The organism is Streptomyces sp. NPDC005576 (assembly GCF_042871745.1).
Lineage (GTDB): Bacteria > Actinomycetota > Actinomycetes > Streptomycetales > Streptomycetaceae > Streptomyces.
In genome coordinates, this window is record NZ_JBIAJC010000004.1 from 155,481 (window position 1) to 175,638 (window position 20,158).

Genomic DNA, 20,158 nt, shown 5'->3' on the forward strand with positions numbered 1-20,158 from the left:
CCCGTCCCCGGGGCGCCCCCCGCGGGGGGCGCCGCCGCGGGCCCGGGGGGCGGGGGGGGCCCCCCCCCCCCGCCCCCCGCCCGGGGGGGGGGGCGGGGGCCGGGGGGGGCGGGGCCGCCCCCCCCCCCCCCTTCCGTGTGCGACGGAGCAGCCCGCCTACAGCTTCTCGACGGGGGCGTACCGCAGCAGCAGCTTCTTGGGCCGCTCGTCGCCGAAGTCGACGGTGGCCTTCGCCTGGTCGCCGAAGCCGTCCACCGCGGTCACGGTGCCCAGGCCGAACTGGTCGTGCGTGACCCGGTCTCCCACCACCAGCGTGACCACCGGCTTGTCGCCGGTGCGCCGGGTCGCGAAGCCGGAGGGGCCGGAGCGGGCGCGGGACGAGGAGAGCGACGAGGTGATCCCCGAGGTGGGTCCGGCCGAGGCCGCCATCGGCCCCTTCCGCTTCCACTCCAGGTGCTGGTCCGGGATCTCCTCCAGGAACCGCGACGGCGGGTTGTACGAGGGCTGGCCCCAGGCGCTCCGCATGGACGCGCGGGTCAGGTAGAGGCGCTCGCGGGCGCGGGTGATCCCGACGTACGCGAGGCGGCGCTCCTCCTCCAGCTCCTTGACCTGGCCGAGTGCCCGCATGTGCGGGAAGACGCCGTCCTCCATGCCGGTGAGGAAGACGACCGGGAACTCCAGACCCTTGGCGGTGTGCAGCGTCATCAGCGTGATGACGCCGGAGCCGTCCTCGTCCTCGTCGGGGATCTGGTCGGAGTCGGCGACCAGGGCCACCTTCTCCAGGAACTCCGCGAGCGTCCCGGACGGGCCGGCCACGTCCGGGTCGTCGGCGCCGGCCCCGGCAGCGGTACCGGCCCCCACGGCGGCGCCGTCCTCGGCCGCCGCACCGGCGCCCGTGTCGACGCCGTCCGGCTCGGCCGCCGCGCGGGCCTGGTCCTGCTCGAACTCCAGGGCGACGGCGGCGAGTTCCTGGAGGTTCTCGATGCGGGTCTCGTCCTGCGGGTCGGTGGACGCCTGGAGTTCGGCGAGGTAGCCGGTGCGTTCCATGACGGCTTCCAGCACGACCGCGGGGCCCGCGCCGGATTCCACGACGGTGCGCAGCTCTTCCATCAGGGTGTTGAACCGCTTCACGGCGTTCGTCGAGCGGGCCGCCATCCCGTACGCCTCGTCCACACGGCGCAGCGCCTGCGCGAAGGAGATCTTCTCGCGCTGGGAGAGGGCGTCGATCATCGCTTCGGCACGGTCGCCGATGCCGCGCTTGGGCACGTTGAGGATGCGGCGCAGCGGGACGGTGTCCTCGGGATTGGCGAGCACCCGGAGGTAGGCCAGGATGTCCCGGACTTCCTTGCGCTCGTAGAAGCGGACGCCGCCGACGACCTTGTAGGGCAGGCCGACGCGGATGAAGATCTCTTCAAAGACGCGGGACTGGGCGTTGGTGCGGTAGAACACCGCGACGTCGCCCGCCTTGGCGTCGCCCGCGTCGGTGAGCCGGTCGATCTCGTCGGCGACGAACTGCGCCTCGTCGTGCTCGGTGTCGGCGACGTACCCGGCGATGCGGGTGCCGGTTCCGGCGTTGGTCCAGAGGTTCTTGGGCCGGCGGCTCTCGTTGCGCTCGATGACGGCGTTGGCGGCCGAGAGGATTGTCTGCGTGGAGCGGTAATTCTGCTCCAGCAGGATCGTGGTGGCGTCCGGGTAGTCCTCCTCGAACTGGAGGATGTTGCGGATCGTCGCGCCCCGGAAGGCGTAGATCGACTGGTCCGCGTCACCGACGACGCACAGCTCGCCGGGGGCGTCCTGCGCGCCCGCCGGTCCGACCAGCTCGCGCACCAGGGTGTACTGGGCGTGGTTGGTGTCCTGGTACTCGTCGACCAGGACGTGCCGGAAGCGGCGGCGGTAGTGCTCGGCGACGTCGGGGAACGCCTGGAGCAGGTGGACCGTCGTCATGATGATGTCGTCGAAGTCGAGGGCGTTGGCCTCGCGCAGTCGCGCCTGGTAGAGCGCGTACGCCTGGGCGAGGGTCTTCTCGAAGCCGTCGGCGGCCTGGCCGGCGAAGGTCTCCTCGTCGATGAGCTCGTTCTTGAGGTTGGAGACCTTGGCGGTGAAGGACTTCGGCGGGTAGCGCTTGGGGTCGAGGTCCAGGTCACGGCAGACCAGGGCCATCAGTCGCTTGGAGTCGGCCGCGTCGTAGATCGAGAACGACGAGGTGAAGCCGAGCCGCTTCGACTCGCGGCGCAGGATGCGCACGCACGCGCTGTGGAAGGTCATGACCCACATGGCGTTGGCGCGAGGGCCGACGAGTTGCTCGACGCGCTCCTTCATCTCGCCGGCGGCCTTGTTGGTGAAGGTGATCGCCAGGATCTGCCCGGGGTGCACTCCGCGCTCGGCGAGGAGGTGGGCGATGCGGTGGGTGAGCACCCGGGTCTTGCCGGAACCGGCGCCCGCGACGATGAGCAGGGGGGACCCGGCGTGCACCACGGCGGCGCGCTGCTCGGTGTTGAGCCCGTCGAGCAGCGCCGCCGAATCGATGACCGGCCGCGGGGCGCCGTCGCGGTAATAGCCGTCCCGGGGCGGCGGAGGCGCGTCGAAGACGCCTTCGAAGAGGCCCTCGGCCTCCTCCTCGGGCGCGTGGTGCTCGGGGGGCGGCGGGGGCCCCTCCTCCACAGGCTGGAGGCCGGTCAGGAAACTGTCGTCAAAGAGGCTGCTCATCGCTAGTCGAGTTTAGAGGGCCGCGCGGACAGTCCGGGCGGCCTTGGCGGAACCGCGGCCCGTACCGTCACCCGGCGTCAGGGTGCGTACGCGACGCGCGAGGGAAACGTCCCCTCGCGCACCCCTGCGACCAAGGTCACGAAAATGTATCGGGCATATCGCACATTGCTCTTCCCAGTCGCCCCGCGGCTTGGCTACCGTCTCAGCCGGGCGACCCGTATCCCCTGACAGGCGAACCACGCCACACGGACGCCCCCGCCGAATCCGGCCCGCTCTCGGCGGTCCTGAACCGGGGACCCACACGTCCCACCGGGGTGAATCGGGCCGTACTCCGTCCCTACGGATACGGGCCGTAGGGCAGCCTTCCGTTCCGCCCGAACCCGTCAGCTCACTCGTAGGCGGTCCATGGAAGGAGATGCCGGTCGTGGCATCGCATCGCAAACCGCGCACCCCGCTGCGCGTGACGTCCCCCGCTGTGGGGTTCACCACGGTGGCGCTGGCCTCGGTGACCCTGCTCTCGGCGCAGAGCGCGACGGCCGCTCCCTCGGCACCCAAGCCGAGCATCGAGGACGTACGGAAGAAGGTCGACGACCTCTACCGTCAAGCCGGCTCCGCGACCCAGGAGTACAACCGGGCCAAGGACGCGTCGGCCGAGCAGCAGGACAAGGTGGACGCCCTGCTGCAGGAGGCGGCCGAGCGGGCGGAGAAGGTCAACGAGGCCCGGCGCGCGCTCGGGAACTACGCGGCCGCCCAGTACCGCACCGGTGGCCTGGCGTCGTCGTCGATGACATTCTTCCTGGCGGACGACCCGCAGTCGTACTTCGACCAGGACCAGCTGATGAAGCGCCGCAGCGGGCGGCAGGAGAAGGCGGTGGCCGACTTCCGCACCCAGCAGCTGGCGGCCGCCGAGAAGCGCACCGAGGCCACCGAGAGCCTTCAGGCGCTGACCGCGTCGCAGGCGGATCTGCGCAGCAGCAGGAAGACCGTGCAGAACAAGCTGGCCGAGGCGCGCACGCTGCTCTCGGAGCTGACCGCCGAGGAGAAGGCGCGCCTCGCCGAGCTGGAGCGGAAGAAGGAAGCCGAGGCGAAGAAGAAGGCGGAGAAGCTCGCCGCCGAGCAGGCCGAAGCCGCGAAGGCCGCGGCCGACAAGACGGCCGCCGAGGCCGCCTCGGGCACAGCGGCCTCCGGCACCGGCACGACGGGCACCACCGGCACCACGACCGGCTCGACCGGATCGGCCGGCTCGACGGGGTCCGCCTCCACCAAGGGCGCCCAGGCGCTGGCGTTCGCCGAGTCCCAGATCGGCAAGCCGTACGTATGGGGTGCCACCGGCCCCTCGTCGTACGACTGCTCCGGCCTGACGCAGGCGGCCTGGCGGGAGGCGGGCGTCGACCTGCCGCGCACCACCTGGGACCAGGTCGACGCGGGTACGCGGATCGCGACGGCCGACCTCCAGCCCGGCGACCTGATCTTCTTCTACGACGACATCAGCCACGTGGGCATCTACAAGGGCGACGGGATGATGGTGCACGCGCCGAAGCCCGGCGCGTACGTGCGCGAGGAGTCGATCTACTACATGCCGATCTACGGGAGCGTCCGCCCGGCATGAGCGGTGTCCGGCCGGGCGGGTGGTCCGCCGGGCCGGATCAGGTCCAGAGGGTGGCGATGAAGATGTTGGTGACGGTCAGTCCGCCCACGGCGGCGAAGGCGCCCTTCGACACCCTCTCCTCGTCGCGCTTGAGGTAGATGAGGGCCAGGATCACCACGAGGATCAGCAGCTTGATGCCGATCTTGACGTTGTTCACCGGGTTGTCGTCGGCCTGGTGGAAGCCGACGAGGGCGACGCCGGTGACGAGCATGGTGAGGGCGCCGTGCAGCATCGCGGGGACGAACCGGGCGGTGCCGGCACCCATCGCCTTCATCTGCGTCAGGAAGCCGCCCAGCAGGGAGGCGATGCCGATGATGTGCAGGGCGACGAAGACATGGATGAGTACAGACATGTCGGCAGCCTAACGACGGCGGTATCACCCCCTGACGGTCAGGTGGGGCTTACTCGTCAGGTGGGGCTTACTCGTCAGGTGGGGCTTACTCGGTGCCGTCGGCGGCCTTTTCCGAAGCTGCCCGAATATGACCGGGTCACCCTCCACCGCCCCGGTCACGCTCCGAAGGTGAAAGGTCACGGCAGGTCAATTCCGATCATGACGCCTTCTGGGTCTGCCCCGGGGTTAGCGTCCCTCCCAGGTGACCGGCCCGCCTTGCCGCCCCCTGACGGGTGGCACCGGTCACCTGGCCGGAAGATCCCGGTGACGCCCGCCCTCCTTGTGCGGCGCGCGCCGCCGGGGTCCGCCGGGCCCGCCGGTATCCCCCGGGCGGGCAGCCGACAGGAAGGATGCAGCCCTCGTGGCCGCGCACCGGAAATCAGCTCACCGCAAGCCCAGGCAGCGCCTCCTCACCGGCTCTGCTGCCCGTTCCGCCGCCGCCCTGGCCCTCGCCGGGGCGGCCACCGCGACCGCCGCGACCGGTTCCGCCCACGCGGAGCCCCGGCTCACCGCGGCCCAGGTCAAGTCCACGGTGGACCAGCTCTACCGGGAGGCCGAGGTCGCCACCGAGCGGTACGACGGGGCCGAGGAGAAGGCCGGCGATGCCGCCCGTGCCCTGTCGGCGCTGCGGGACGAGGCCGCCCGCCGCACGGATCTCCTCAACGAGTCCCGCCACGCGCTGGGTTCACTCGCCGCCGCGCAGTACCGCTCGGGAGGGCTGGACCCCGCGCTCCAGCTGCTGCTCACCTCCGACCCCGACGAGTACCTGGAGCGCTCCTCTTACGTCGAGAGGGCGGGCGACCGCCAGGCGGGGGCCATCAGCGGCATCCGGCGCCAGATCACCGGGATCGACCAGGTCCGGGACCGCGCCGAGGACGAGTCCGCCGTACTCGCCGCCCGCGAGGCCGAACTCGCGCGGCACAAGAAGAAGATCACCCGCAGCCTCGCCGACGCCCGGCGGCTCCTGCACACCCTCACCGCCGCCGAACGCGCCGCCTACGAACCGGACCGTAGCGGCGGTACCGAAAGCGCTACCGCCTCCGGCGCCGCGAGCGGTGTCCCCGGTGCGGTGGCCGCCCCGAACTCCCGTGCCGCGCAGGCCGTCGCCTTCGCGTACGGGGCGCTCGGCAAGCCGTACGTCTGGGGCGCCACCGGCCCGTCAGGGTACGACTGCTCCGGCCTCACGCAGGCGGCCTGGCAGGCGGCGGGCGTCTCGCTCCCCCGCACCACCTACACCCAGATCAACGCCGGGCAGCGGGTTTCCCGCTCCCAGCTCGCCCCCGGTGACCTGGTGTTCTTCTACTCCGGGATCAGCCACGTCGGCCTCTACGTCGGCGACGGCAAGATGATCCACGCACCGCACCCGGGAGCACCGATCCGGATCGCCCCGATCGACGAGATGCCGTTCGCGGGGGCGACCCGGGTGGCGTGACGGCCGCGGGGGCCGTCAGACCAGGCGGCGGGCCGTCGCCCAGCGGGTCAGCTCGTGACGGTTCGACAACTGGAGCTTGCGCAGCACCGCCGAAACGTGCGACTCCACCGTCTTCACCGAGATGAAGAGCTGCTTCGCGATCTCCTTGTACGCGTAGCCCCGGGCGATCAGCCGGAGCACCTCGCGCTCGCGCTGGGTGAGCCGGTCCAGGTCCTCGTCCACCGGCGGGGCGTCCGTGGAGGCGAAGGCGTCCAGGACGAAGCCGGCCAGGCGGGGCGAGAAGACCGCGTCGCCCTCCTGGACCCGGAAGACGGAGTCGACCAGGTCGGCGCCGGTGATCGTCTTGGTGACGTAGCCGCGGGCGCCGCCGCGGATGACCCCGATGACGTCCTCGGCCGCGTCGGAGACGGAGAGCGCGAGGAAGCGGACCGGGTTCTCGGCGGCCGACATCATCGGCGCGCAGCGGCGCAGCACCTCGACCCCGCCGCCGCCGGGGAGGTGGACGTCGAGGAGGACGACCTCGGGGCGGGTCGCCGTGATGACGGTGACGGCCTGGTCGACGTCGGCGGCCTCGCCGACGACCTCCACGCCGGTCTCCTCGGTGCGGCCGATCTCGGCCTGGACGCCCGTGCGGAACATCCGGTGGTCGTCCACGAGGACGACCCGTACCCGGCGCTCCGGTCCCTGGGTCGTCGCTTCGGTGTTCTCGGTCATTCGCCCGCCCTCTCCATCTCCAGCTCGACTTCCGTGCCGCCGCCGGGCACCGACCGGAGCCGGGCCGTACCGCCGTTGCGCCGCATCCGGCCGACGATCGATTCTCTTACGCCCATGCGGTCTTCGGGGACCGAATCCAGGTCGAACCCGGGCCCCCGGTCGCGTACGGAGACGAAGACCGTCCGGCCCTCGACCTCCGCGTAGACCTGGACCGCGCCGCCCTCGCCACCGTACTTGGCGGCGTTCACCATCGCTTCGCGCGCGGCCTGGAGCTGGGCGGTGATCTTCTCGTCCAGCGGGCAGTCGCCGACCACGACGACCTCCAGCGGGACGCCGTGCTTGTCCTCGACCTCGGCGGCGGCGCGTTTCACGGCCTCGGCGAGGGTGGCCGGTTCGTCGTCGGCGTCCTTGCCGGTGCCGCCGGGGTCGTACAGCCAGTTCCGCAGCTCGCGCTCCTGGGCGCGGGCCAGTCTGCGGACCTCTCCCGCGTCGTCGGCGTTGCGCTGGATCAGGGTGAGGGTGTGCAGCACCGAGTCGTGGACGTGGGCCGCGACCTCGGCGCGTTCCTGGGCGCGGATGCGCATCAGCCGTTCCTCGTTGAGGTCCTGGGTCATCCGTACGAGATAGGGGCCGGCGAGCAGCGCGATGCCGGTGAGGACCGCGATGGCGGCGGTGAGGACGTTGCCGAGCTGGGCGGCCGAGCCGCGTACCACCATGAACGCGGCGAGCCCGAGTCCGACGAGCGCGACCCCGGCGAGTCCGCGCGCCAGGTGCAGCATGCTCCGGCGGCGGCCCACCTCCATCCACTGGGCGCGGCGGGCGTTGTCGGCCTGCCGCCAGACCAGCACGGAGCCGGCGCCGATGAGGAGGATGGGCCAGATGTAGCGGTCGGCGCCGCTGCCCATGTTCACGTTGGCAAGGAAGATCAGAGCGCCGGCGAAGAGCCCGACGAGGGCGAAGACCTGTCCCCGGTCGGGCTTGCGGAGCCGGCGGCTGCCGTCCGGAGCCGTCTCGAAGAGGGAGTGTGAGGTCTCGACGCCACCGACGCCGAGGGGCACGACGATCCAGAACACCGCGTAGAGCACCGCGCCGAGGCCGTCCGCGAGGAAGAGGCCGAGGAAGACGAGCCGCACCCAGACGACCGGCAGCCCGAGGTGACCGGCGAGGCCGCGCGCGACGCCGCCCAGCATGCGCCCCTCGGCGCTGCGATACAGCTTGCGCGCCGGTGGCTCCTCCGGGTCGGTCACCGGTGCACCGGCGGCTCGGGGCGTGGCGGTTGGCATGGACCGATCGTCACACGTCCGGGTGGGCCGGGGCATCAGGGCGGTCCCCTACTTCCATATCAGGGAACGACCAGGGTCGCCGTGGGTGCCCAGGGCGGCCCCGGGCCGTCACCATGGAGCCATGACCGCTTCCCCTTCCGCCGCTCCCCCGGGTGAGGCGCCCCCCGGCGCCCCGACGGGCGCACCCGGACCGCAGCTGCGGCGGAGCCCCCGGCAGAAGGTGGTGGCGGGGGTGTGCGGCGGTCTCGGCCGGTACTTCGACGTCGACCCCGTCATCTTCCGCGTGGTCCTCGGGGTCCTCGCCGTCGCGGGCGGCACCGGCCTGATCCTCTACGGCTTCGCGTGGCTGCTGCTCCCGGTGGACGGCGAGGAGGAGAACGAGTTCCGCAGGCTGCTCTCCGGCCGGGTGGAGGGCGCGTCGCTGGTGGCGCTGCTCTTCGCGCTGGTCGGCTGCGGGCTGTTCCTCTCGATGATCGGCAACAGCGGGGTCCTGGCGTTCGCCGCGATGCTGGTGCTGGCCGTCGCCGGGTTCTCGGTGTGGACGCGGCACGGCCGGCCGGCCTCGACGGACGAGGAGCGCGTGCGGCGTGGCCGCGACGGCCGCGACGGCCGGGACGACATGGCCGCCGGGGATGTCGTCCCGCCCGCGCCGCACACCGCACCGGTCCCGCCGTCCTCCGGACGGGGCTCGGTTCCGCCGGAGGTCAAGGCGCCCCCGGCACCGGCCGGGCCCTCGTGGTGGCGGGACCCGATCGTCAAGGACGGCACGACGGGCCCTGTGGGCGCGGGCTATCTGTGGGGCCCGGCGGACGCGGTGCCCGGCGGGGTGGCCGGCCCGGACGGAGCGGCTGGGGCGGGCAGGGCGCGCGGGAAGCACCTGCCGCCGGTCGCCGCCGATCCGAGGGGGCGGACGCACGGGCCGCACTCGATCGGGGGCCTGGTGCGGTTCCTGGCGGTCGTCGCCGGGGTGGCCGCCGCCTGGCCCGGCTGGGGCGGGCACCCGCTCGGCGAGAGCCTCCAGATCGGGGCCGTCGCGGCGCTCGCCGTACTCGGGGTGGGGCTGCTGGTCGCCTCGTTCGTCGGCAGGACCGGTTTCGGGACGCTGGTGTTCGCGCTGCTCGTCACGGGGGTGCTCGCGGCCTCGACGGTGCTGCCGAAGGACATCGGGACGACCTGGGCGCGGGTGGAGTGGCGTCCCACCACCGCCGCCGCCCTGCGCCCGTCGTACGACATCGGGGCCGGCACCGTCCGGCTCGACCTCTCCGGGCTGCCGGTCCCGCTGGGGACCACCCTCTCCACCCGGGTCGAGGCGGGGGCCGGGCGCGTGGTGGTGGTCGTCCCCCAGGACGCCTCGGTCCGGGTGCGGGCCAAGGTGGGGCTCGGGGACGTGACCCTGCCCGGCGATCCGGCCGGAGAGGACATCGACGTCGCCCCGGACCGGCGGACCACCCGCACGCTCGCGCCCCCCAAGGGCGCGGACCTGGCGGGCACGATCGAGCTGCGCCTGGAAGTCGGTCTCGGACAGGTGGAGGTCACCCGTGCTGCTTCATGAGTTCCGGCCGGGCCGCGCGCTGGCCGGCCTGACCCTGCTGGCCCTGTCGGCCGGGTACGCGGCCGACTGGGCCGGGGCCTGGCAGGCGCCGTGGGTGTTCCTCGTGGCCGTGCTGGGCGGCGGACTCCTCCTCGCCGCCGTGGCCGCCTGGGTCGCCTACAGGCTCCGGCGCCGGCGCGGCGGCAGGAGCGCGCCCAGCGAGAAGGGGCCCGATCCGGCGAGCAGCAGCGGCAGCCAGGCCATGAGGTAGACGAGGTCGTTGCCGGAGTAGTACGGGGTCGCCTGCCAGCTCACGGTGAGCCAGAGGCTCAACGAGATCAGCGCGCCGCCGAGCGCGGCGAGGCGGCCCCAGAGCCCGAGCAGGGTGCCGATGCCCACGGCGAGTTCGCCGACCGCGAGGGCGTACCCGAAGCCGGTCGGGCCGTGCAGCGCCAGGTCGACGAGCCAGGGGGCTCCGGCGGAGTCGCGTACCCCGCGCATCTGGTCGCCGATCGAACCGGCGCCGCTGGACGACAGGAAAACGCTGTCCGTCAGCTTGTCGAGCCCGGCGTAGAGGAAGGTGACGCCGAGGAAGACGCGCAGCGGCAGCAGCGCGTACGTGCGCGCCTGCTCCCGCAGCCCCCTGGGCTCGCCGGGGACGCGTCCGTAACCGTTGTTTCCGTAGCCCTGCATGACCTGCCCCATCTTCCGTGACCCCGTCAACAGACCATACGTAAGAACATATGTACGTGGGGCCCTGGGGCCGGACCTCTGGAAGGTTCTCCCCGGCGGGGGCCGCGCGAGCCACGCGCGACGGGGCTGCTCAGTCCGTCACGTCGATCCGGCAGCTGTTGGTCTCCACCCCGGCGGCCGTGACCACCTGGACGTCCACCGAGCCGGGTTCGACCTCCACCGGGACGGGCACGGTGAGGACGGTGTCGGTCGGGTTGGCGAAGCCGCCGCTGACGGGGATCAGCGGGACGTGGACGTGGACCGTCCCGATCCGCACGACGAGCCGGGCCAGTCCGGCCGGACTGCCCGCACCGGGCGGTACAAAGCCCGCGCCGCGGATCTCGATGTCGTCGCCGGTACGGATCGGGGCGTCCAGGTCGCCGGCCTCGCGGGCCCGGACGACGGAGAGGACCACCGGCCGGCCGCCCTCGGCGTACTTGCCCGCGAAGTAGGTCGCCGCCGAGACCGCCACCAGCAGCGCGAGCCCCCACGGCAGGTCCGGGAGCTGCTCGGGCCTGCGGGCGAGGCGGACCGCCGCGAAGAGCACCGCGACCCCGTTGACCAGCACGTACTGCACATCGGTGAAGCTGCCCCGGCCGGAGTCGTCGGTCAACAGGTCGGCGGCGCGCGGCCGGTCGGCCCTCAGTTTCTGGAGCCGTTGCGCGAGTACGCGTACGGAGACGACCCGGCGGACGACGACGGCGACGGCGCACACCAGCGCCAGCACCGTCAGGACCCCCGCCGAGCGCATCAGGTCCAGCCCCTCGATCAGGGTGTCCCGCTCGTGGTGGTCGGAGGCGCCCGCGAGCTGGAGCGAGAGCACCAGGACCGCGAAGACGGCGAGCAGCACCCAGCAGGCGGCGACGGTCCGCGAGGTGGAGAGCCGGTTGTCCTCACCGATGAGCGGGGCGAGCAGACCGCCGCGCGCCCGGTGGTACGAGGCGGCGACGGCCAGCAGCACGGCGGTGACGAGCCCGGCGATCAGCCCGGCGGTACGGGCGGTGGACCAGCCGGCGCCGATCGCGGTGACGGTCTCCCCGAGGACGAGCGCCACGAGTGCCACGGCGATGACGACCAGGGTCCGCAGCCGCACCCGGTGGAGCCAGGCGTCACCGGCTTCCCGGCCCCGGTCCGCGACCGCGCGGGCGGCCCCGGTCAGCTCGTCGGATACCCACTGCCGGGAGGCCGAGGGCGACTGCCGCACCCCGGCGGGCAGCCCCTTCCCTGCGGCGAGCTCGTCCCGTTTGGCGAGGAAGGCGGCGACCGCGCGCCGATGTCCTTCGCGTGCTCCGTGCGGGCAGTCGCCGCACGTACAGCCCCCGCCGTGCGCCCCGCGTGCCCTCGCATCGTCCAACGCCACGACCTACGCCGCCCTTTCCCGCCCCGGTACAGCCAACTCACTTACGTATTTTGTGAATTGTGCCGTACCGGGAGCCTTCGGACCGCATCGGGTCGACCCGGCCACCCTGATTCGCGCACCTGTGCCCACGGCGAAGGCCGGGACCGGACGGGATACGGCGATGCCGCCGCCTCCACGAGGAGAACGGCGGCATCGTCAGGGTCTCGCAGGGAGGACTACTCCCACTCGATGGTCCCCGGCGGCTTGCTCGTGACGTCGAGGACGACGCGGTTGACGTCGGCGACCTCGTTGGTGATGCGGGTGGAGATCTTCGCCAGCGTCTCGTACGGCAGGCGCGACCAGTCGGCCGTCATGGCGTCCTCGGAGGACACCGGGCGCAGCACGATCGGGTGGCCGTAGGTGCGGCCGTCGCCCTGGACGCCGACCGAGCGGACGTCGGCGAGGAGGACCACCGGGCACTGCCAGATCTCGCGGTCGAGACCGGCGGCCGACAGCTCCTCGCGGGCGATGGCGTCGGCCTCGCGCAGCAGGTCGAGGCGCTCCTTGGTGACGTCACCGACGATACGGATACCGAGGCCGGGGCCGGGGAACGGCTGGCGCTGGACGATCTCCTCCGGCAGGCCGAGCTCCTGGCCGACCATCCGGACCTCGTCCTTGAACAGCTGGCGCAGCGGCTCGATCAGCTCGAACTCGATGTCGTCGGGGAGACCGCCGACGTTGTGGTGCGACTTGATGTTGGCGGTGCCGGTGCCGCCGCCGGACTCGACGACGTCCGGGTAGAGGGTGCCCTGCACGAGGAAGGCGACCTGCTCGCCGTCGGCCGCGCCCTCGGCGATGATCTCGGCCTGGGCCTGCTCGAAGACGCGGATGAACTCGCGGCCGATGATCTTCCGCTTCTGCTCCGGGTCGGAGACCCCGGCGAGCGCGTCGAGGAAGCGCTTCTCGGCGTCGACGACCTTCAGCTGGACGCCGGTGGCGGCCACGAAGTCCTTCTCGACCTGCTCGGTCTCGCCCTTGCGCATCAGACCGTGGTCGACGTACACGCAGGTCAGCTGGGAGCCGATGGCCTTCTGCACGAGGGCCGCGGCGACCGCGGAGTCCACGCCGCCGGAGAGGCCGCAGATGGCGCGCTTGGTGCCGACCTGCTCGCGGATGAGCGCGACCTGCTCCTCGACCACGTTGGTGGTCGTCCAGTTCGGCTCGATGCCCGCGCCGCGGTAGAGGAAGTGCTCCAGGATCTGCTGCCCGTGGGTCGAGTGCATGACCTCGGGGTGGTACTGGACGCCGTAGAGCTTCTTCTCGTCGTTCTCGAAGGCGGCGACCGGGACGACGTCGGTGGACGCGGTCACGGCGAAGCCCTCGGGGGCGGCGGAGCAGGCGTCGCCGTGCGACATCCAGACGGCCTGCTCGTCGGGGGTGCCCTCGAAGAGGGTGGAGCCCGACTTGGTGACGGTGAGCGGGGTGCGGCCGTACTCACGGGCACCGTTGTCGTCGACGGTGCCGCCGAGGGTGGTCGCCATCAGCTGGAAGCCGTAGCACATGCCGAAGACCGGCACCCCGGCCTCGAAGAGCGAGCGGTCGATCGAGGGAGCGCCCTCCGCGTACACCGAGGACGGGCCGCCGGACAGGATGATCGCGCGCGGGTTCTTCGCCAGCATCTCGGCCACCGGCATGGTGGACGGGACGATCTCGCTGTAGACCCGGGCCTCACGGACGCGGCGGGCGATGAGCTGGGCGTACTGCGCGCCGAAGTCGACGACGAGAACCACGTCGGTGGTCATGTCGGGGGCGGCGGGGGGTGCTGCTGGCACGAGGCGGCCTTCCGGCGGTGAGAGGGGTCGGTCCTTCAATGTTACCGGCCGCCGCGAAGATGCCTTCCTCGTCCCGTTTCCGCCTCCGTCTCACCATCCGGGCCCCCACGGGGCGCCGGGCCCGGTGGGTCCATACTGGCTGCCATGCGTCAGCACACGATCTCCGTCTTTAGCTATGACATCCGGCCCGCCGGGTGTCATGGTCGTGCTGCTTGAGCAACTGACGAGCGACCTTCCAGACGCCCCGGGCCGACAGGCCCGGGGCGTCTTGGCGTTCGGGGGCTGTCGGCCCGGGGCCGTACCCGAGCAGGAGTCCGACCATGAGCATCACCACCACCCCCGGCGCCACCACCCCGGAAGCCCCGGAAGCCCCGGAAGCCCCGGAAGCCCCGAAGAATCCGACGACCCCGAAGACCGCGACCGAGGTGACCGGGGCGTGCACCGAGGAGGCCGCCGCGCTGATCGGCGGGGCCCGGACACGCATCGACGAGCTGGACGACCGGATCATCGGCCTCGTGCAGGAGCGGATGGCGGTGTCGGCGGTGATCCAGGAGGCGAGGATCACGTCCGGGGGCCGCCGGGTGAACCTCTCCCGCGAGATGGAGGTGCTCAGCCACTTCCGGGACGCGCTCGGGAAGCCCGGCACCCCGCTCGCGATGACGCTGCTGGAGCTCTGCCGCGGCCGGGTGTGAATCCGGCGCGCGCGGCCGTACGCCCTGCGCGGAGCGGCCCGCGGGGCTGTACGGCCGCACCTCCGTTCGGTCTCCGTCTCACCCGTACGGAGTGTGACCGGTCGGCAGGGGACAGCAGTCCGTCAGCCGTGTGGGGGCCGGCTCCGGGAACGCCCGGGGCCGGCCCCCACGGGTTCGTCCGTACGGCCCCGGGGTCTCAGTCCTTCGGCGCCGGCTTCGGCGGTACGGCCGGGACGCCCAGGAACGGCAGCCTCAGCGCGCCGAACGCCTCCTGGGGGACCACCGGTGCGACGGGCTTCACCGGTGTCAGCCGCTCGTACGCCGCGCCCTGGGCCGGTCGCGGGTCGGGCTCGCCCTTGTTGGGCCAGAACGACATGGCGCGCTCGGCCTGGGCGGTGATCGTCAGCGACGGGTTGACGCCGAGGTTGGCGGAGACCGCCGAGCCGTCCACGACCGAGATGCCGGGGTGGCCGTGCAGCCGGTGGTACGGGTCGATGACGCCCTCCTCCGCGCTCGCCCCGATCGGGCAGCCGCCGAGGAAGTGCGCGGTGAGCGGGGTGCCCATCAGCTCGCCGATGTTGGACCCGGCGAATCCGTTGATCTCCGCCGCGAGCAGCGTGGCGGCCTGCGTGGCCTCGGCGATCTGCGTCGGGTTGGGGGCTCCGTGTCCCTGCCGGGCGGTGAGCAGGCCCTTTCCGATGCCGCTCGGCTTGCGGTAGGCGGTCAGCGAGTTGTCGAGCGACTGCATGACGAGCCCGATGATGGTCCGCTCCGACCACTTCCGGTTGGAGAGCGAGCGGCCCGCGATCGTGGGGTGCTTGACCACGTTGCTGAGCCAGGCGAGCACCCGCCGCTTCGCGTACGGCACCTGGAGGATGGTGAGGCTGCCCATGGCGTTGGAGCCCTTGCCGTAGCGGACCGGCTCGATGTGGGTGCTGGCGTCCGGGTGGATCGACGAGGTGATGGCGACGCCCTTGGTGAAGTCGGGCTTCGTGCCGTGCTTGCGGCGGTAGCGGCGGTCGCTGGTCTGTGCGCCGACCAGTCCCTCGGAGTTGGTACGGGTCAGCTCGCCGAGCCGGTCCGAGAGCCGGGGCAGCCGCCCTTCGTCCTTCATCCGGTGCAGCAGGGTCTGGGTGCCGTAGGTGCCGGCCGCGACGACCACGTGGCGGGCCCGGAGCGTGCGGGGCTTCGCCCTCCGGCGGTGGGTGGGGACGACCTCCACGCGGTGGCCGCCTCCCGGGGCCTGCGGGTCCTCGGTGACGGAGAGCACGGTCGTCATCGGGTGGATGACGGCTCCGGCCTTCTCGGCGAGGTGGAGGTAGTTCTCGGTGAGGGTGTTCTTCGCTCCGTGGCGGCACCCGGTCATGCACTCGCCGCATTCGGTGCAGGCCTTCCGGGCCGGCCCCTCGCCCCCGAAGTACGGGTCGGCGACCGTGCCGCCGGGCTCCGCCTTCGCCGTGCCGTCGGCGTCCCGGCCGTCACCGAAGAACACCCCGACCGGTGCCAGGTGGAAGGTGTCGCCGACGCCCATCGCCTCGGCAGCCGCCTTGAGGTGCGCGTCGGAGGGGGTCGTCGTCGGGTTGAGCCGGACCCCGAGCATCCGGGTGGCCTGGTCGTAGTAGGGCCGCAGCTCGTCCTGCCAGTCGGTGATGCCGGCCCACTGGCGGTCCTCGAAGAACGCGGTGGGCGGGACGTACAGCGTGTTCGCGTAGTTCAGCGAGCCGCCACCGACCCCGGCTCCGGCGAGCACCATGACCTTGCCGAGGAGGTGCACCCGCTGGATGCCGTAGAGGCCGAGGGCGGGGGCCCACAGGTAGTTCTTCAGGTCCCAGGAGTTCTTCGGGAGCGTCCGGGGGGTGAAGCGGCGGCCCGCCTCCAGCACGCCGACCCGGTACCCCTTCTCGGTCAGCCGGAGCGCCGACACCGCGCCGCCGAAGCCCGAGCCGACGACCAGGACGTCGTAGTCGAAGGCGGTGTCGTCGGCGCCGGGGCCTGCGGCCGGTGCTTCGGCGGCCGGTGCGTCCCGGTGCGGGGCATGGCTCTCCTCGGGCATGGCTCTCCTCGTCGCGAACCTCGGTGGAACCCATCGGTGTGGAGCGGGGTGCGGAGCGGGCCGTACCGGATCAGCGGAGCCGGAACGCCTTCATCGCCTTGAGGCTGCGGGTCATGAACGCCGCGTACTTCTCGTCGTCCATGCCGAAGGCCGGGGCGAGCGGGATCAGCCGCTGCTGGGCGACGGTCTGGGCCTCGGTGTACTTGAGGATGCCTTCGGAGCCGTGCCGGCGGCCGAGACCGGAGTCCTTCATGCCGCCCATCGGGGACTGGACGCTGCCGTAGGCGGGGGCGTACCCCTCGTTGATGTTGACCGTGCCGGTGCGCAGCCGGGCGGCGACCTGGTGGCCGCGCCGGGCGTCCTTGGTCCAGACGCTCGCGTTGAGGCCGAACGGGGTGCCGTTGGCGAGGGCGATCGCCTCGTCCTCGTCGCGGAAGCGGTAGACCGAGACGACCGGGCCGAAGGTCTCCTGGGCGCAGACCTCCATGGGCGCCTCGACGCCTTCGAGGATGGTCGGCTCGTAGAAGAGCGGGCCGATGTCGGGGCGTGCCCGCCCGCCCGCGACGAGGGTGGCGCCCTTGGCGACGGCCTCGTCCACGTGCCGGACGACGGCCTCCAGCTGGCGCTCTCCGGCGAGCGAGCCCATGTCGGCGCCGTACGCGAGGGAGCCGCCGAGCCGCATCGCCCTGGTCCGGGCGGCGAAGCGGGCCACGAAGTCGTCGGCGACGGACTCGTGGACGTACAGCCGCTCGATGGAGATGCAGAGCTGCCCGGCCGAGGAGAAGCAGGCGCGGACGGCACCGGCGGCGGCCTTCTCCACGTCGGCGTCGGCCAGCACCAGCATGGCGTTCTTGCCGCCGAGCTCCAGCGAGACGCCGACCAGCCGGGCCGCCGCGCCCTGGGCGACCTCGCGGCCGGTGCGGGTGGAGCCGGTGAAGGAGACGTAGTCCGCGCGCTGGACGACCTCGGGCCCGACGACCGGCCCTTCGCCGAGGACGACCTGGAAGACCTCGGCGGGCAGCCCGGCCTCGATCAGCAGGTCGCGGGCCCAGAGCGCGGTCAGCGCGGTCTCGGTGTCGGGCTTCATCACGACGGCGTTGCCGGCGACGAAGGCGGGCAGCGCGTCGCCGACGGAGAGTTCCAGCGGGTAGTTCCACGGAGCGATCTGGCCGACGACCCCGCGCGGCTGGCGCAGCTCGGTGACCTTGGTCAGGGCCGGTACGACTCCGGTGTGCCGCTTCGGGCGCAGGTACGCGGGGGCCTTGCGCCCGTAGTGGCGGGAGGCGACGGCGACGGCCTGCACCTCCTCGTGGGCGTGCAGCCGGGCCTTGCCGGTCTCCAGCTGGATGAGGTCGAGCACCTCGGCCTGCCGCTGGAGCACGAGGTCGTGGAAGCGGAGCAGCACGGCGGCCCGGTTGCGTACGGGGGTGGCGGCCCAGGCGGGCTGGGCGGCGCGGGCCCGGTCGAAGGCGGTCGCCACGTCCTCGGGGGTGGACTCCGGCAGGTCGGCCAGCTTCTCACCGGTGAGCGGGGCGTGGTTGGCGGTCCGTCCGGAGCCGACGACGCCACGGACCAGCCGGGCGACCAGGTCGGGCGTGACCACGTCGGCCGCCGTGCGCACGCCGGCCGGGGCCGCAGCCACCGGGTTGGTGCCCGGGGCGGCCGTCGCCGCCTGCGGGCCGGGGCCCTGCGAGTCGGCCGTCTGCGGGTCCGCTGCCTTCGAGTCCGTCATGAGGGCGAGGGTAGGTCCCCCGGACGACTTTGGGTACCCGTGGGTAACAGCCTTTTCACACTCCCCACACCCGGCCAGTGATCACTGGCCGTATAACCGCTGATCAGCGCGGTTCCCGGAGCGGGAGGGGAAATCTCACCCGGTCCGCGCGGGCGGGCGCCAGCTCCTCAGCATCGTGTCGAACAGCTGTCGGGTGTCGTCCCAGTCGTCCACCGGGGCGGTCAGATAGAGCGCGTACTCCGGGCCGCCGGTGTCGCCGAAGTACATCTGGTCGATGCCGCGCCGCTCCCCCGGATGGTCCTTCTTCTCCGTCCAGGTGAACTCCCAGAGGGAGCCGGGGTAGTCGCGGAAGGTGTTCTCCTCCAGGGAGACGCGCGCGTACCCGGGCAGCCGGTCCACCAGGTTCTCCTCCATGCGGAGCATGTGGGCGTACGGGGTGTCGAAGTCGGGTGCCCCGTCGACGCTGATGCGGATGCGGTGGCCGCCCTCGTCCGGGGTGTAGTCGATCTGGGTGCCTTCCGTCCGGCGCTCCCAGCCCTCCGGTACGGCGATGCTGAAGCCGGCCGGGTCCTCCACCCGCTTCCACCCGTCCGGTATCGGGGAGTCCGCCGTCCCGCCGGTCCCGCCGGTCTGCGAGGCGTCGGCGTCGGAGGGGCGGGGCGTGGAGCCCGAGGCGTTGCCGTCCGAGGTCGCGTCCGAAGGGACCGCGGTGCCGGACCCATGGGCACCGGCGGTGGGCGTGGGCGGCCTCGCGTCACCGTCCGTACCGCTGCCGGCGTAGTGCATCGCGCCCAGTCCGGCCCCGGTGCCGAGCACCGCCGCGACCACCACGGCCAGCACCGTGTTGCGCCGCCGCGATCCGGCCTTCGGCCCGGTCGGCGCGGTGGTGCCGCCCGGTGGCACTCCGTACGGGGAGCCGGCCGGGGGCGTGGGGGCGCCGAACCCGGGGGTGGGCGAGAACGTCCCCGCCCGCCCGGTCGTGGCGCCGTGGCCGGACGCGGGCGGAGCCTGCCCGGCCCGTGGTCCCACCGGTGCGGTCGGTCCGGTCGTCGATCCCACGGGTCCCGTCGCAGGCCCGGTGCGTCCGGTCGGCGCGGGCGGAGCCTCTTCCCGCCGGGTCTCGCCCGGGTAGTGCCGGGTGTCCACGTAGACCTGCGCGGTGCGCGGGTCGCGGCCGGTCAGCACGGAGCGGAGCATCCGCTCGGTCTCGGCGGCCGAGGGCCGGCCCGCCGGGTCCTTGCACAGAAGTGCGGCGATCACCGGCCCGAGGGTGCCGGCCGACGCGGGTATGGACGGTTCGTCGGTGACGACCGCCTGCATGGTCGCGATCGGGGACGAGCGCCGGAACGGCGACCGGCCGTCGATCGCCGCGTACAGCGTGGCCCCGAGCGACCAGAGGTCGGACGCCGGGCCGGGGTCGTGGCCCTGCACCCGCTCGGGGGCCAGATAGTCGATGGACCCGATGAGTTCGCCGGTCCGGGTGATGGTCGAGTCGCCCTCGATGGCGGCGATGCCGAAGTCGGTGAGGAGGATCTGCCCGTCACGGGCGAGCAGGACGTTGCCGGGCTTGACGTCCCGGTGCAGCACCCCCGCCGCGTGCGCGGCGCCCAGCGCACCGAGCACCCCGAGCCCGATGCGCGCCGCCTCGTGCGGGGTGACCTCGCCGTTCTCCTTGGCGGAGTCGGCGAGTGACGGCCCGTCGACGAACTGCATGACGATCCACGGGCGGTCGTCGTGGTCGAGCACGTCGTGGACCGTGACGACACCGGGGTGGCTGATGCGGGCGGCCGCCCGCGCCTCCTTGCGGGTACGGGCGTGCAGCACGACCCGGTCGGCCTCGGCTACGTACAGCCCGGCGGTCAGTTCCTTGACGGCGACCGTGCGGTGGAGCAGTTGGTCCTCCGCCCGCCATACCTTGCCCATGCCGCCCCGGCCCAGCACGTCCACCAGCCGGTACCGCCCGGCGAGCACCAGGCCGGGCGCCGTCGCGGCCACCCTGCCGGTGCGCCTGCCGCTGTTCGTTGAGTGATCCACGTGTCGTCCCCGCCCCGTTCCTCTGGTGCCAGATTACGG

14 protein-coding genes and 1 riboswitch are annotated in these 20,158 nt (G+C 72.8%); of the genes, 4 read left to right on the forward strand and 10 right to left on the reverse strand.

Annotated features, from left to right (window positions below; translation table 11 throughout):
- Positions 1 to 156 precede the first annotated feature (156 nt).
- Positions 157 to 2,706, reverse strand: a complete 2,550-nt coding sequence (locus ACFYPN_RS08800; protein ID WP_358765209.1) for an ATP-dependent DNA helicase — start codon at positions 2,704 to 2,706, stop codon at positions 157 to 159.
- A 246-nt stretch (positions 2,707 to 2,952) separates the two neighbouring features.
- Positions 2,953 to 3,123, forward strand: a riboswitch (cyclic di-AMP (ydaO/yuaA leader).
- Here ACFYPN_RS08800 and ACFYPN_RS08805 point away from each other — a divergent pair.
- A complete protein-coding gene (locus tag ACFYPN_RS08805; protein ID WP_358765208.1) occupies positions 3,122 to 4,315 on the forward strand; it encodes an NlpC/P60 family protein in 1,194 nt (397 codons plus the stop codon). (Overlaps the previous riboswitch by 2 nt.)
- Before the next feature lie 37 nt (positions 4,316 to 4,352).
- On the opposite strand, the gene ACFYPN_RS08810 is transcribed toward ACFYPN_RS08805, so the two are convergent.
- Positions 4,353 to 4,706 carry a hypothetical protein gene (locus tag ACFYPN_RS08810; RefSeq protein WP_358765206.1) on the reverse strand — a complete coding sequence of 118 codons (354 nt, stop codon included), beginning with the start codon at positions 4,704 to 4,706 and terminating at the stop codon, positions 4,353 to 4,355.
- Positions 4,707 to 5,106: 400 nt separating this feature from the next.
- Between ACFYPN_RS08810 and ACFYPN_RS08815 the strand changes: the two genes are divergently transcribed.
- Entirely contained in the window at positions 5,107 to 6,177 is a 1,071-nt protein-coding gene (locus ACFYPN_RS08815; RefSeq protein WP_358765204.1) for a C40 family peptidase, read from the forward strand.
- Between the two features lie 15 nt (positions 6,178 to 6,192).
- On the opposite strand, the gene ACFYPN_RS08820 is transcribed toward ACFYPN_RS08815, so the two are convergent.
- Positions 6,193 to 6,891, reverse strand: coding sequence for a response regulator transcription factor (locus ACFYPN_RS08820; RefSeq protein ID WP_358765202.1), 699 nt, complete (start codon positions 6,889 to 6,891; stop codon positions 6,193 to 6,195).
- On the reverse strand, positions 6,888 to 8,174 hold the full coding sequence (locus ACFYPN_RS08825; RefSeq protein ID WP_358765200.1) for a PspC domain-containing protein: 1,287 nt from the start codon (positions 8,172 to 8,174) through the stop codon (positions 6,888 to 6,890). The genes ACFYPN_RS08820 and ACFYPN_RS08825 overlap by 4 nt, the downstream gene beginning before the upstream one ends.
- A gap of 121 nt (positions 8,175 to 8,295) precedes the next feature.
- Between ACFYPN_RS08825 and ACFYPN_RS08830 the strand changes: the two genes are divergently transcribed.
- Positions 8,296 to 9,726 carry a PspC domain-containing protein gene (locus ACFYPN_RS08830; protein WP_389297416.1) on the forward strand — a complete coding sequence of 477 codons (1,431 nt, stop codon included), beginning with the start codon at positions 8,296 to 8,298 and terminating at the stop codon, positions 9,724 to 9,726.
- 156 nt (positions 9,727 to 9,882) lie between these two features.
- On the opposite strand, the gene ACFYPN_RS08835 is transcribed toward ACFYPN_RS08830, so the two are convergent.
- From ACFYPN_RS08835 to guaA, 3 genes are all read right to left on the reverse strand, one after another.
- A complete protein-coding gene (locus tag ACFYPN_RS08835) occupies positions 9,883 to 10,398 on the reverse strand; it encodes a DoxX family protein (RefSeq protein WP_389297418.1) in 516 nt (171 codons plus the stop codon).
- A 130-nt stretch (positions 10,399 to 10,528) separates the two neighbouring features.
- Positions 10,529 to 11,797 (reverse strand): hypothetical protein, encoded by a 1,269-nt coding sequence (locus ACFYPN_RS08840; RefSeq protein ID WP_389297419.1) that lies wholly within the window; start codon positions 11,795 to 11,797, stop codon positions 10,529 to 10,531.
- Between the two features lie 215 nt (positions 11,798 to 12,012).
- Positions 12,013 to 13,608, reverse strand: a complete 1,596-nt coding sequence (guaA, locus tag ACFYPN_RS08845; RefSeq protein ID WP_358765193.1) for a glutamine-hydrolyzing GMP synthase — start codon at positions 13,606 to 13,608, stop codon at positions 12,013 to 12,015.
- A 326-nt stretch (positions 13,609 to 13,934) separates the two neighbouring features.
- Between guaA and ACFYPN_RS08850 the strand changes: the two genes are divergently transcribed.
- Positions 13,935 to 14,300 (forward strand): chorismate mutase, encoded by a 366-nt coding sequence (locus ACFYPN_RS08850; RefSeq protein ID WP_389297611.1) that lies wholly within the window; start codon positions 13,935 to 13,937, stop codon positions 14,298 to 14,300.
- A 196-nt stretch (positions 14,301 to 14,496) separates the two neighbouring features.
- Here the strand turns inward: ACFYPN_RS08850 and ACFYPN_RS08855 are convergent, their stop codons facing one another.
- The 3 genes from ACFYPN_RS08855 to ACFYPN_RS08865 form a co-directional block, all read right to left on the reverse strand.
- Positions 14,497 to 16,353 (reverse strand): GMC family oxidoreductase, encoded by a 1,857-nt coding sequence (locus tag ACFYPN_RS08855; protein WP_358765189.1) that lies wholly within the window; start codon positions 16,351 to 16,353, stop codon positions 14,497 to 14,499.
- Positions 16,354 to 16,423: 70 nt separating this feature from the next.
- The gene (locus ACFYPN_RS08860) at positions 16,424 to 18,085 is read right to left on the reverse strand and encodes a succinic semialdehyde dehydrogenase (protein ID WP_358765187.1); all 1,662 of its coding nucleotides are present in this window, start codon (positions 18,083 to 18,085) and stop codon (positions 16,424 to 16,426) included.
- Positions 18,086 to 18,220: 135 nt separating this feature from the next.
- Positions 18,221 to 20,056: a protein kinase gene (locus tag ACFYPN_RS08865; protein ID WP_389297613.1), complete on the reverse strand. Its 1,836-nt coding sequence runs from the start codon at positions 20,054 to 20,056 to the stop codon at positions 18,221 to 18,223.
- Between the last annotated feature and the right edge of the window lie 102 nt (positions 20,057 to 20,158).

Bases quoted from the DNA above. Each gene is read 5' to 3' on its own strand.
- ACFYPN_RS08820 (WP_358765202.1), bottom strand. From the start codon at position 6,891: ATGACCGAGAACACCGAAGCGACGACCCAGGGACCGGAGCGCCGGGTA.
- ACFYPN_RS08835 (WP_389297418.1), bottom strand. From the start codon at position 10,398: ATGCAGGGCTACGGAAACAACGGTTACGGACGCGTCCCCGGCGAGCCC.
- ACFYPN_RS08855 (WP_358765189.1), bottom strand. From the start codon at position 16,353: ATGCCCGAGGAGAGCCATGCCCCGCACCGGGACGCACCGGCCGCCGAA.
- ACFYPN_RS08825 (WP_358765200.1), bottom strand. From the start codon at position 8,174: ATGCCAACCGCCACGCCCCGAGCCGCCGGTGCACCGGTGACCGACCCG.
- ACFYPN_RS08810 (WP_358765206.1), bottom strand. From the start codon at position 4,706: ATGTCTGTACTCATCCATGTCTTCGTCGCCCTGCACATCATCGGCATC.
- ACFYPN_RS08800 (WP_358765209.1), bottom strand. From the start codon at position 2,706: ATGAGCAGCCTCTTTGACGACAGTTTCCTGACCGGCCTCCAGCCTGTG.
- ACFYPN_RS08805 (WP_358765208.1), top strand. From the start codon at position 3,122: ATGCCGGTCGTGGCATCGCATCGCAAACCGCGCACCCCGCTGCGCGTG.
- ACFYPN_RS08830 (WP_389297416.1), top strand. From the start codon at position 8,296: ATGACCGCTTCCCCTTCCGCCGCTCCCCCGGGTGAGGCGCCCCCCGGC.
- ACFYPN_RS08860 (WP_358765187.1), bottom strand. From the start codon at position 18,085: ATGACGGACTCGAAGGCAGCGGACCCGCAGACGGCCGACTCGCAGGGC.